The following is a 12,592-nucleotide window of genomic DNA, read 5'->3' on the forward strand; positions in this document are numbered from 1 at the left end:
AGTCACTCGATCACCGGCGGCGCTTCGAGTACGCGGCCGCCGGTGGCCTCGATCGCGGTCTCGTAGACCTCGAGGACACGGCCGGCGACGGACGGCCAGTCGAACGCGTCGACGGCGCGGCGGGCGAGCGCGGACAGTTCGGCGCGGCGGGAGGGGTCGTCGAGCAGGCCGGCCAGCGCGTGTTCCAGCGCGGTGGCGTCGCCGACCGGGAAGAGCTCGGCGGCGCGGCCGTTGTCGACCACGCGGCGGAACGCGTCGAGGTCGCTGGCGACGATGGCGGCGCCGGCGGCCATCGCCTCGGTGAGGATCATGCCGAACGACTCGCCGCCGGTGTTCGGCGCCACGTAGACGTCGACGCTGCGCAGCATGCGCGGTTTGTCCTGCTCGGACACCAGGCCGAGGAACGTGACGCGGTCACGCATCTCCGGCGGGAACGACGCCAGCAGGTCGTCGCTGTCGCCGGGGCCGGCCACCAGCAGGCGCAGCCCGGGGCGGGTACGGGCCAGCGACACCCACGCCTCGCGCAGGATCGGGAAGCCCTTGCGCGGTTCGGTGAACCGGCCCAGGAAGCCGATGGTGCCGCCGTCGCCGGGCCAGCCGGGCAGCGGTGTGGCGTCGGCGAACTTGGCCACGGCCACGCCGTTCGGGATCTCGACCGCGCCGCCGTCCAGGTGCTCGACCTGCACGCGGCGGGCCAGCGCGCTGACCGCGATCCGGGCGGTGACCTTCTCCAGCACGATCTGCAGCACGTTCTGCACGGCGGCGAGCGCGCGGGAGCGGGTGATCGCGGTGTGGAACGTGGCCACGACCGGGCCGTCCGCGGACAGCACGGCCAGCAGCGACAGGCTCGGGGTGAGCGGCTCGTGCACGTGCAGCACGTCGAAGTGCCCGCGGGACAGCCAGCGGCGGACGCGGGCCGTGGAGACCGGGCCGAACGAGATGCGCGCGACCGACCCGTTGTACGGCAGCGGGACCGCCCGCCCGGCCGCCACCACGTACGGCGGGAGCGGGGAGTCCTCGTCCGCCGGGGCCAGCACACTCACCTCGTGGCCGAGGCTGATCAACGCCTCGGCCAGGTCCATCACGTGGTTCTGCACGCCGCCGGGTACGTCGAAGGAGTACGGGCACACGATGCCGATCCGCACTCGTACCCCCTCAGACCGACGCTTGCGCGGGTTCGTCGACCCAGACGCGTTGCAACATGTGCCAGTCTTCCGGGTGCTCCGCGATGCCGGCGGCCAGCCGGTCGGCGATCTCCTGCGTGAGGTGGCGCACCTTCTCGTCCAGCGTGCCCTCCTCGGGCACCGGGATCGGGCCGACCATCCGGCCGTGGGCGGTGCCGTCCGGGTCGTTCCACATCGGCACCGCGTAGAGCGGGGCGCCGGTGCGGATCGCCAGCAGCGCGGGGCCGCCGGGCATGCGGGCCGTGCCGCCGAAGAACTCGACCTCGACGCCGCGGCGGGACAGGTCGCGGTCGGCGAGCAGCGGCACGATGTAGCCGTCCCGGAGCTTCTCGGCGAGCAGGTCGAGCGGGGAGCGCTCGGCGCCGCTGGTCGGGATGATCTCCATGCCGAGCGCGCGGCGGAAGGCCAGGAACTGCTGGTAGACGCCTTCCGGTTTGAGCCGCTCGGCGACGGTTATCAGCTTCCAGCCGTGGCCGTTGGCGGCCCAGGCACCGGCCGCCTCCCAGTTGCCGCCGTGCGGCAGCGCCAGGATCACGCCCTCGCCGGCCTCGGCACCGCGGGCGAGGATCTCCTCGCCGTCGAAGCGGAACCGGCGCAGGTGGTCCTCGCGGGAGAACGTGTGCAGCCGGAACGTGTCCATCCAGTAGCGCGCGTAGGACCGCATGCCCTGCTTGACCAAGGCATCAAGCTCTTCTTCGGATATGTCGGGTTTGACGCGGCGCAGGTTGGCTCGCAGGCGCTGGACGCCCTTGCCGCGCTTGCGGGTGGCCCGGTCCGCGCCCGCGTGGAAGAGCGCGAGCGCGGCGCGCTCGGGCAGCCACGAGACGACCTTCCACCCGGCCTTGAAGCCGAGTTCCGCGAGATTGCTCATGCCGTCTCCCCCGCCGCACTCCTCCGCCGGCCCGGAACGGCGGGCCGGAGGTCTGGCAGCTCGCTCATGCGACGGTCTCGCCGCGCAGTGCCGCCTGGTCCTGCTTGTAGACGTGGCGGAGGCGCTGGCCGGCCGTGACGATCGACAGGACCGCGAGGATCCAGAGCACCGCCTGCAGGCCCCAGAGCACGCCGAACCCGGTGGTCGCGGCGCCGATGCCGATGCCGATCAGGCGCTCCGACCGCTCCACCAGCCCGACGTTGCAGTCGAAGCCGAGGCCCTCGGCGCGCGCCTTCACGTACGACACCAGCACGCTCGCGACCAGGCAGACCAGCGCCACGGTCGCGGTGATCCAGTCGTCCTCGCGCGCGCCGAACCAGTAGACGAGCGAGCCGAAGATCGCGGCGTCCGCGATGCGGTCCATGCTCGAGTCGAGCAGCGCGCCGAACTTGCCGTTCGGCCCCTCGCGGAGCCGGGCCATCGTCCCGTCGATCATGTCCGTGAGGCAGGCGACGGTGACGAAGATGCCGCCGATGATGAAGTGGCCCCGGGTGCCGAAGAAGACGGAACCGAAGACCACGCCGACCGTGCCCGCGACCGTGACCGCGTTGGGCGTGACGCCCACACGCAGCAGGGCGCGACTGATCGGTTCGATGAGGTGAGCCATCCCGGCACGCGCCGAGACCGAGAGGATCTTTGCCATGGCCGTCCCACCATAGCGACACGTCGCTCTGCGCAACACCGCACGCGCGGATAGCCGACGCATGAACACGGGTTGCCATCGAGCTATCACATCAGGCAACGTGACCCGTATCACCTTGCAAAACGGCAGGCTATAAGCGGCGTGCCGGATGGCTGTTAGGGGATCATCGCCGACGCCTCTACGCGACGGGGCACGAATCGACCCTAGGAGGTGCGCCGCTCATGGCGCAGAAAACACAGGAAAGCACTGCGCCGGTGGTGGACGAACCCGGCAGGGTACGCAACGTGGTGCTCGTCGGCCACTCCGGCGCCGGCAAGACCACGCTGGTCGAGGCGCTGCTGGCGGTCACCGGCACGGTGACCCGCACCGGCAGTGTGACCGACGGCACCACCGTCTGCGATCAGGATCCGGCCGCGATACGGCAGCAGCGTTCCGTCACGCTCGCCTGCGCGCCGCTGGTGCACGACGGCATCAAGGTCAACCTCCTGGACACGCCGGGGTACGCGGACTTCGTCGGTGAGCTGCGCGCCGGGCTGCGCGCCGCCGACGCCGCGCTGTTCGTGGTGTCCGCGGTCGACGGCATGGACGCGGCCACGGCCGCGCTGTGGGCGGAGTGTGCCGCGGTCGGCATGCCCCGCGCGGTCGCGGTCACCCGCCTCGACCACCCGCGCGCGGACCTCGACGAGACCGTGGCGCTCTGCCAGCGCGTCTTCAGTGACAACGTGCTGCCGCTGTACCTGCCGATGCTCGACGACGACGGCGAGAACGTGACCGGCCTGATGGGGCTGATCACCCAGCGGATCTACGACTACACGAACGGGTTCCCGGCCGACGTGCGCGATCCGGACCCGGAGCACTACGGCGCGATCGAGGAGGCCCGCAACGAGCTGATCGAGGGCATCATCGCGGAGTCCGAGGACGAGACGCTGATGGACCGCTACATCGCGGGCGAGAAGATCGGCGTGGACGTGCTGATCGCGGACCTGGAGCGCGCGGTCGCCCGGGGCCACTTCTACCCGGTGGTGCCGGTCTGCGCGCCGGACCAGGTCGGGCTGGACGCGCTGCTGGAGCTGCTCACCAAGGCGTTCCCGTCCCCGCTGGAGCACGACCTGCCCACGGTCACCGGCCTGGACGGCTCCGCCCGCGAGCCGCTGACCTGCGACCCGGACGGCCCGCTGGTCGCCGAGGTGGTCAAGACCACGATCGACCGGCACGTGGGGCGTGTCTCACTGGTCCGGGTCTTCTCCGGCACTCTCACGCCGGAGAAGGTCGTGCACGTCTCCGGTCACGGCCTCGCCTCCCGCGGCCACCCGGACCACGACGCGGACGAGCGGATCGCGCACATCTACTCGCCGCTCGGCACCGCGCTGCGCGAGGTCGGCGCGTGCATCGCCGGCGACATCTGCGCGATCACCAAGTCCGGCAGCGCGGAGACCGGCGACACGATCTCCACGAAGGACCGTCCGCTGCTGGTCGAGCCGTGGGACATGCCGGAGCCGCTGCTGCCGGTCGCGATCGTGGCCAAGTCCCGCTCCGACGAGGACGCGCTGGCCAAGAACCTGGCCCGGCTCGTCGCCGGCGACCCCACGCTGCGGCTGGACCGCAACCCGGACACGCACCAGCTGGTGCTCTGGTGCATGGGCGAGGCCCACGCGGACGTGGTGCTGGACCGGCTGCGGACCGGCGGCGTCGACCTGGACACCGAGCCGGTCCGGGTCGCGCTGCGCGAGACGTTCGCCGCGCCGGCGCAGGGCCACGGGCGGCACGTGAAGCAGTCCGGCGGCCACGGCCAGTACGCGGTCTGCGACATCACGGTGGAGCCGTTGCCCGCGGGCAGCGGTTTCGAGTTCGTGGACAAGGTCGTCGGCGGGTCCGTGCCGCACAACTACATCCCGTCCGTCGAGAAGGGAGTCCGCGCGCAGATGGAGCGCGGCATCGTGGCCGGTTATCCGGTGGTGGACCTGCGCGTCACGCTCACCGACGGCAAGGCGCACAGCGTGGACTCGTCCGACGCCGCGTTCCAGACCGCCGGTGGTCTCGCGCTGCGCGACGCCGCGGAGAAGGCCGCGATCACGCTGCTGGAGCCGGTCGACGAGATCACCGTCCGGGTGCCGGACGCCTACGTCGGCGCCGTGATGAGCGACCTCTCCGGCCGTCGTGGCCGCGTGCTGGGCAGCGAGCCGGACCCGGACGCGGACGGCACGCTCATCCGCGCGGAGGTCCCGGCCACCGAGCTCGTCCGGTACGCGGTGGAGCTGCGCTCGATGACGTCCGGTGCGGGCACGTTCGGCCGTGACTTCGCCCGCTACGACCAGATGCCGTCCCACCTGGCCGACGCGGTGAAGAAGGAGCACGCCACGTCCTGACCGATCAGGCCCCGGGCCAGGCCGCGACGAACAGGTCGCGGGTCTCGGTGAGCAACTGCGGCAGGATCTTGGTACGGCCGACGATCGGCATGAAGTTGGCATCGCCGCCCCACCGTGGCACCACGTGCTGGTGCAGGTGGGCGGCGATGCCCGCGCCCGCGATCGCGCCCTGGTTCATGCCGATGTTGAAGCCGTGCGCGCTGCTGGTCTCCCTGATCACGCGCATCGCGGTCCGGGTGAACGCGGCCAGCTCCGCCGTCTCCTCCACCGTGAGATCGGTGTAGTCCGGGACGTGCCGGTAGGGGCAGATCAGCAGGTGACCGGGGTTGTACGGGTACAGGTTGAGCACCGCGTAGACCAGCGTGCCGCGCGCCACGACCAAGCTGTCCGGCTGCGGGAGGCCCGGTGCCCGGCAGAACGCGCACTCCCCGGACGGCCGCTCCTGCCCGGCGATGTACGTCATCCGGTGCGGGGTCCAGAGCCGGTCGAGGGAGTCGGGCTCCCCGGTCTCGGCGGGGCTTATCGCATCGTCTCCCACACCCGGAATCCTAGGGCCTGCGAGGGTTCCAGCCGTCCGTGCCGCTCAGGAACGTGCCGGGGTCGTAGCCGTGCGGCGTGGCCAGCTGCGGCCGGTTGTCGTTGACCGCGGCGCCGGGGCCGTAGTTGCGCCACTCCGCGTACCGCGCGTCCTCCCACGGCCAGGTCCCGAAGTCCGACCACGGCTCTGCCGCACGGATGTGGGCGCCGAGATACGACTCCCGGATGATCGTCTCGCCGCGCGCGTTCGGGTCGTTGCTGGGGTGCCAGGGGCGGCCGAGGAAGACGCTGCCGGCCGGGGCGTCGCCGGTGAAGTGGCAGCGGGTGAAGAGCTGGCCGTGCGGGTTGGCCGTGTCCGTGCTGGCCGCGGTCACGTAGCCCGTGCTGCGATTCAGTGAGTGCACGCGGCAGCGCTCGAAGACCGCGGTCCCCCGGCCGAAGATGAAGTCGACGTCGCCCTCCACGTAGCAGTCGCGGAAGTACGCGCGGGAGAACGTGGCCACGTCCGGGCTGTTGACGTAGAGCGTGTCCTGATTCGCCAGGAACGCGACGTTGTCGAAGACGAGCCGGTCGCCGCGGGTGAGCACCGCGACCGCCTGGTGCCCGGTGAACTCCGGGTGCGCGGCCTCGTCGAACGCGTTCGCGAACGTGAGGTTGCGCGCGGTCAGATCGCTCGCGGAGATGGTCACGGACGCGCTGCCGGACGTGCCCCAGGTGCCGCCGGTGGCCGGGTTCGGCGTGCCGTTGGCCCGGTCGTCCACGATCACCACATCGGACGGCCGACGGCCGAGGCCGGTCAAGGTCACGAACGGCCTGTCGGCCGGAATGATCACCTGACCGGGGTACGTCCCGGGCCTGATCCGGATCGTGGTGGGCCGGCCCGGGACGACCGCGTCGATCGCGGCCTGCACGCTGTCGCCGGGCGAGACGGTCAGGCAGTCCTGGCGGGCGGCCCCGGAAGGCGCGGGCGCGGCCCCGGAGGGCGTGGCACCGGCGACCGCCGCCAGGGTGCCGAATCCGGTCGCGGCGAAGAGTGTCCGTCGGCGCATGGGCGTGCTCCTCGGGAGTCCCGGACGCCGCGCACGGGGTCCGAAGGGGGCGGATGGGGCGTGGAGCCGGCGGACCACCAAGCGCTCATGGAAAGCGCTTTCCGCAGCGTGGAACGACGCTAGCGCGCGCCCGCACACCGGGTCAACGGCATCGATGTGCAGCTTTGTTGCATGCCCGACACAGCACCGAAAAACGAGGGCCCGAGCCGCCCGCACAGATCGGGGCGTCCCTCATGCCGTCAGAACGACATGAGGGACGCCCCGATCACCCGCAGGAGCTACTGCGCGTGCTTGGCGGCCGCCTGGTTGGCGAGCGCCGTCACCTCCTGCATCGTGCGCTCCTCCAGGTCGGCCGCGCTGGTGTCCGGCGCCGCGGCCTCCGCCACCGGGTTCGCCGACGGCGGCACGTTGGACCGGGACTTGACGATGTCCGACACGTGCCGGACCGCCTCGTCCAGCGGCACGCCGTTGCGCTGCGAACCGTCCCGGTACCGGAAGGACACGGTCTGGCCGGCCACGTCGTCGTCGCCGGCGAGCACCATGAACGGGATCTTCTGCTGCTGCGCGGTGCGGATCTTCTTCTGCATCCGGTCGTCGCCGGAGTCCAGCTCCGCGCGGATGCCCGCGGCCTTGAGCAGGTAGATGAAGCCCTCCAGGTAGGCGGCGTGGTCCTCACGGATCGGGATGCCGACCACCTGCACCGGGGCCAGCCACGCCGGGAACGCGCCCGCGTAGTGCTCCAGCAGCACGCCGAAGAAGCGCTCGATCGAGCCGAACAGCGCGCGGTGGATCATGACGGGCTGCTGGCGGGTGCCGTCGGCCGCGGCGAACTCCAGGCCGAAGCGCTCCGGCAGGTTGAAGTCGACCTGGATGGTGGACATCTGCCAGGTGCGGCCGATCGCGTCCTTCGCCTGGACGGAGATCTTCGGGCCGTAGAACGCGGCGCCGCCCGGGTCCGGGACCAGCTCCAGGCCGGAGTCCTCGGCCGCGATCCGCAGCGCCTCGGTGGCCCGGTCCCAGTTCTCGTCCGTACCCACGGACTTCTCCGGGTTGCGGGTGGACAGCTCCAGGTAGAAGTCGTCCAGGCCGTAGTCGCGCAGCAGGTCCAGCACGAACGTGAGCAGCGACTTCAGCTCGTCGCCCATCTGGTCCGCGGTGCAGTAGATGTGCGCGTCGTCCTGCGTCATGCCGCGGACCCGGGTGAGACCGTGGATGACGCCGGACTTCTCGTAGCGGTAGACGCTGCCGAACTCGAACAGGCGCAGCGGCAGCTCACGGTACGACCGGCCGCGCCCCCGGAAGATCAGGTTGTGGAACGGGCAGTTCATCGGCTTGAGGTAGTAGTTCGCGCCCTCGACCTCCATGGGCGGGAACATGCCGTCCGCATACCACTGCAGGTGGCCGGAGGTCTCGAACAGGCTGCCCTTGGTGATGTGCGGCGTGTTCACGAACGAGTAGCCGGCCGCCTCGTGCCGCTCGCGCGAGTAGTTCTCCATCTCGCGCCGGACGATGCCGCCCTTGGGGTGGAAGACGGCCAGGCCGGAGCCGATCTCGTCCGGGAAGGAGAACAGGTCCAGCTCCGCGCCGAGCTTGCGGTGGTCGCGGCGGGCCGCCTCCTCCAGGAGCTTCTGGTACGCCTTGAGCGCGTCCCGGGTCGGCCAGGACGTCCCGTACACCCGCTGCAGCTGGGGGTTCTTCTCGCTGCCCCGCCAGTAGGCCGCGGCGGAGCGCATCAGCTTGAACGCGCCGATCAGCCGCGTGTTGGGCAGGTGCGGGCCGCGGCAGAGGTCGCCCCAGCAGACCTTCTCGCCGGACGCGTCCAGGTTGTCGTAGATGGTCAGCTCGCCGCCGCCGACCTCCATGATCTCGTCGGCGTCGAAGCCACCGGCACCGGCCTCGCCGACCAGCTCCAGCTTGAACGGCTCGTTGGCCAGCTCGGCGCGCGCCTGCTCGATGGAGGAGAACTCCCGGCGGCGGAACCGCTGGTTGCTCTTGATGATCTCCTGCATCTTCTTCTCGATCTTGCCGAGGTCGTCCGGCGTGAACGGCCGGGCCACGTCGAAGTCGTAGTAGAAGCCGTCCCGGATGTACGGTCCGATGCCGAGCTTGGCCTCGGGGAACAGGTCCTGGACGGCCTGCGCGAGCACGTGCGCGGTCGAGTGGCGCAGCACGTTGAGCCCGTCCGGCGAGTCGAGCGCGACCGGCGTCATCACCGACTCGTGGTCGGCGGACCAGTCCAGGTCGTGCAGCTTGCCGTGCTCGTCGCGAACCACGACGATCGCCTTCGGGCCGGCGAGGGGCAGGCCGATCGCCGCCACCGCGTCGGCCGCCGTCGTCCCGGCCGGGACGACGACTTGGTCCGTCTCAGCGGGCTTCGATGTCGGTGCGGACACGGTGTGATCTCCGATCGGTTGAGGAAACAACCCTCCGATGCTATCGCTGCGGGCGGGGCCGCTGACGGGGGACGCGTCGCTACCGCTTCATCCGGTCGTCGAAGATCATCATGATCATGACCGGGAGCACCGTGCAGCCGAGGAGACCGGTCGGCACCTCCGAGTCCGCCCACGGCCAGAGCAGCACGAGCAGCGCGGACACCATGATCAGCACGGCCTGCGCGACGACGATCCGGGACCACGGGCCGCGCCGCAGCAGCACGAACAGGTGCAGCCGGACGCCGGTACGCAGCCGGCGGTAGCGCAGGAATCCCGCGACACCCCAGATCAGCGCCATGATCAGCAGGCCCCAGAGCCGCGACGTGAACGTGCCGGTCATCGGCGCCGGATCGTCGCCCGACGGCATGCCGGCCGCGAACATCGCCACCACCAGACAGGCCAGAGCGGGCCAGCGGGTACGCCGCAGCAGCAGATACCCCGCATGGTCGAGCTTCGGGCGCAGCCCGTCCAGCCGCGGGTTCACCGCGAGCGCGTCCGCGATCACCCGGGACGCCATCCCCGCCGGCACGCCCTCCGCCTGCGCCAGCGTGAACAGCGTCTGCGCCTCCGCGTGCGCCGGGTCGAGGCGCAACGTCTCGCGCAGCGCGCGCTCGCAGGTGCCGTCGTCGCCGATCACGGCCGCGGCCAGGCACACGGCCAGGTGCGCGGCCGGCAGCTCCGGGTCGCGGTTGACCGCCTCGCAGGCGAGCGCGAACGCCTCCGGTGCCCGCGCGCCACGGATCAGGCGGGACAGCACCACGTAGGTGGGCGCCTCCTCCGGCGCGGCCGCGATCGCGGCCCGCAGCGAGTCCTCGGCCTCCGCGTCCCGGTCCGCGCGGGCCAGCAGGTAGCCGCGCAGGTACAGCACCGCGTACGCGTGCGGGGCGATCCGGACGGCCTCGTCGAGCGCGCCCAGCGCGGCCGGAATGTCGTCCTTGCCCAGATGGACCCGGCCTAGCAGGACCCAGGCGGCCACGTCGTCCGGGTTCTCCGCGACCATCCGGGACAGCATCGTCCCGGCCGCGTCGTACCGCGCGGCCTCGACCAGCAGCTCCGCGCGCTCCAGGCTCACAACTTGCGCCGGGCCTTGAGGTAGGCGAGCAGGTCGTCGTAGGTGCCGCCGTCGTTGGCGAACATCGCCACGTTGCGCGCGGCCGCGAACCAGGGCTCGGTGGACGGGACCGTGGCCTTCGCGGCGGCCAGCAGGTCCGGCATGCCGATCATGCGGACCGTGCCGGTGCGCACGGAGTCGAGCAGCGCGGTCTCGGCCGCGGACTCGCACAGGTGCGCGAGATCGGCGCCGGAGAGCCCGTCGGTGACCTTGACCAGGCGGTCCAGGTCGACGTTCTCGATCGGGCGGTCGCGCAGGTGATATTCGAGGATCGCGGCGCGGGCCGGCGCGTCCGGCGGCAGCACCAGGATGGTCCGGTCCAGACGGCCGGGCCGGCGCAGCGCCACGTCCACCTCCCACGGCACGTTCGTGGCGCCGAGCACGAAGACGCCCTCGTTCGCGGCCGGGTCGACGCCGTCCAGCTCGGTGAGCAGCTGATTCACGGTGGTGCGCATGTGGTTGACGCTGGCCCGGGTGCGCTTGCCGCCGAGCGCGTCCAGCTCGTCCAGGAAGATCACGCAGGGCGCCAGCCGGCGCGCGGTCGCGAACACCTCGTGCATGTTGCGCTCCGAGTTGCCCAGCCACATGTCCAGCACGTCGTTGATCGAGACACTGAGGAACCGTGCGCCGAGCTCGCCCGCGACGGCCCGCGCGATGAACGTCTTGCCGCAGCCGGGCGGCCCGTAGAGCATCAGGCCGCCGCGCAGGCTCTTGCCGAAGAGCCGGCGCAGCTCCGGATTGCGCATCGGGGCCAGGAACGCGGCCTCCAGCCGGTCCTTCACGTCCTGCATGCCGCCCACGTCGGCCAGTGTCAGCCCGCCGGCCGCGTCCGGCTGCCAGAGATCGGTGACCTCGGCCGGCCGCCCGTCCGCGCGCAGCTGCTCGGGGCCGGGCGCCCGGGTGAAGCTCGCGGACCGGTGACCGCGCTCGGGCTCAGCGCCATCGCCGGGCTCGGCCGCGTCCTCGGACCCGGGCTCGCTTCCGGACCTGGTGAATCGGGGCGGAATCGCGTCCCCGACCTCGTCCTCGGCCGCTTTCCAGTCAAAATCCTTCGGGGGTACGCCCGGGGGCGCCATCGCGCGGGTCATCAGCGCCCGCGCGTCGGCATCCCCCGGCGCCCGCTGCAACGTCATCGCGATCTCGGTGACCGCCGCGTCCGCATGCCCCTCGGTGAGCAGCACCTCGGCCAGGTGCAGGCGCAGCGGCACATCGTCCGGCGACGCCGCCACCGCGGCACGCAAGCTCGTGATCAGGCGCGACTCTTCACCCATGCCTCCGGACTGTACCTACAGCGTGCCCCTGCGCGCGTCCTCCCATTCGTCCACCGACGTGGTGTTCGTGGCGAGGATCTTGTCGATCTCGGCCAGCTCGTCGTCCGTGAACGCCGGGTTCGCCAGCGCGCCGATGTTCTGGTCCAGCTGCGTCGTGCTGCTGGCGCCGATCACCAGCGACGTGACCCGCGGGTCGCGCAGCGCCCAGGCCAGCGCGGTCTGCGCCAGCGTCTGCCCGCGGCGCTGCGCGATCTCGTGCAGCGCGGTGAGCTGCGCCGCCCGGTCGTCGTCGATCGTGTACTTCCCCTGGTCCGCCCGGGAGCCGGCCGGGATGCCGTCCACGTACTTGCCGGTCAGCAGTCCCTGGGCGAGCGCGGTGAAGCCGATCACGCCGATGCCCTCGTCCGCGGCCGCGTCCAGCAGCCCCTCGGTCTCGATCCAGCGGTTGAGCATCGAGTACGACGGCTGGTGGATCAGCAGCGGCGTGCCCAGCTCACGCAGCAGCCCCGCCATCGTCCGGGTGTGCTCCGCGTCGTAGGACGAGATGCCGACGTAGAGCGCCCGCCCGGACCGCACCGCCGTGTCCAGTGCGGACGCGGTCTCCTCCAGCGGCGTGTCCGGGTCGTAGCGGTGCGAGTAGAAGATGTCGACATAGTCCAGCCCGAGCCGCTCCAGCGACTGATCGAGGCTGGCCAGCACATACTTCCGCGAGCCCCCGCCCTGCCCGTACGGCCCCGGCCACATGTCCCACCCGGCCTTGGTGGACACGACGATCTCGTCCCGGTAGGGCCGCAGATCCTCCCGGACCAGCCGCCCGAACGTGCGCTCGGCCGCGCCGTACGGCGGCCCGTAGTTGTTGGCCAGGTCAAAATGCGTGATCCCCGCATCGAACGCGTGCCGGACGATGCCGCGCTGCGTCTCGAACGGCACGTCCCCACCGAAGTTGTGCCACAGCCCCAGCGACAGCACCGGCAGCCTCAGCCCCGACCGCCCGGTCCGCCGATACTCCATCGCCCCGTCATACCGCCCCGCACCCGCCTCATACGCCATCCCGCCACCCTATCGACG

The 12,592-nt window shown here is 71.6% G+C and carries 9 protein-coding genes and 1 pseudogene; 1 reads left to right on the plus strand and 9 read right to left on the minus strand.

Annotation, left to right across the window (positions count from 1 at the left end; translation table 11 throughout):
- Positions 1 to 2: 2 nt before the first annotated feature.
- The 3 genes from OP04_RS22880 to pgsA form a co-directional block, all read right to left on the minus strand.
- Positions 3 to 1,145: a glycosyltransferase family 4 protein gene (locus tag OP04_RS22880; protein WP_033341818.1), complete on the minus strand. Its 1,143-nt coding sequence runs from the start codon at positions 1,143 to 1,145 to the stop codon at positions 3 to 5.
- A gap of 10 nt (positions 1,146 to 1,155) precedes the next feature.
- Positions 1,156 to 2,055, minus strand: coding sequence for a phosphatidylinositol mannoside acyltransferase (locus OP04_RS22885; RefSeq protein ID WP_033341819.1), 900 nt, complete (start codon positions 2,053 to 2,055; stop codon positions 1,156 to 1,158).
- 64 nt (positions 2,056 to 2,119) lie between these two features.
- Complete coding sequence (gene pgsA, locus OP04_RS22890) at positions 2,120 to 2,758, minus strand: phosphatidylinositol phosphate synthase (RefSeq protein WP_033341820.1); 639 nt, start codon at positions 2,756 to 2,758, stop codon at positions 2,120 to 2,122.
- A gap of 221 nt (positions 2,759 to 2,979) precedes the next feature.
- Here pgsA and OP04_RS22895 point away from each other — a divergent pair, with 221 nt between their 5' ends.
- The gene (locus OP04_RS22895; RefSeq protein WP_033341821.1) at positions 2,980 to 5,124 is read left to right on the plus strand and encodes an elongation factor G-like protein EF-G2; all 2,145 of its coding nucleotides are present in this window, start codon (positions 2,980 to 2,982) and stop codon (positions 5,122 to 5,124) included.
- Between the two features lie 4 nt (positions 5,125 to 5,128).
- On the opposite strand, the gene OP04_RS22900 is transcribed toward OP04_RS22895, so the two are convergent.
- From OP04_RS22900 to mgrA, 6 genes and pseudogenes are all read right to left on the minus strand, one after another.
- Entirely contained in the window at positions 5,129 to 5,587 is a 459-nt protein-coding gene (locus OP04_RS22900) for an HIT family protein (RefSeq protein WP_085066698.1), read from the minus strand.
- Between the two features lie 85 nt (positions 5,588 to 5,672).
- Positions 5,673 to 6,710: a pectinesterase family protein gene (locus tag OP04_RS22905; RefSeq protein ID WP_033341822.1), complete on the minus strand. Its 1,038-nt coding sequence runs from the start codon at positions 6,708 to 6,710 to the stop codon at positions 5,673 to 5,675.
- Positions 6,711 to 7,102: 392 nt separating this feature from the next.
- Positions 7,103 to 9,103 (minus strand): annotated as a pseudogene (gene thrS, locus OP04_RS22910) (threonine--tRNA ligase); the annotation flags it as partial.
- Positions 9,104 to 9,182: 79 nt separating this feature from the next.
- Positions 9,183 to 10,214 (minus strand): tetratricopeptide repeat protein, encoded by a 1,032-nt coding sequence (locus OP04_RS22915; protein ID WP_033341823.1) that lies wholly within the window; start codon positions 10,212 to 10,214, stop codon positions 9,183 to 9,185.
- Complete coding sequence (locus OP04_RS22920) at positions 10,211 to 11,524, minus strand: tetratricopeptide repeat protein (protein ID WP_033341824.1); 1,314 nt, start codon at positions 11,522 to 11,524, stop codon at positions 10,211 to 10,213. The genes OP04_RS22915 and OP04_RS22920 overlap by 4 nt, the downstream gene beginning before the upstream one ends.
- Before the next feature lie 15 nt (positions 11,525 to 11,539).
- Complete coding sequence (mgrA, locus tag OP04_RS22925) at positions 11,540 to 12,574, minus strand: L-glyceraldehyde 3-phosphate reductase (RefSeq protein ID WP_033341825.1); 1,035 nt, start codon at positions 12,572 to 12,574, stop codon at positions 11,540 to 11,542.
- Positions 12,575 to 12,592 lie beyond the last annotated feature (18 nt).

It is taken from the genome of Catenuloplanes japonicus, from assembly GCF_000717135.1.
GTDB classification, from domain to species: domain Bacteria; phylum Actinomycetota; class Actinomycetes; order Mycobacteriales; family Micromonosporaceae; genus Catenuloplanes; species Catenuloplanes japonicus.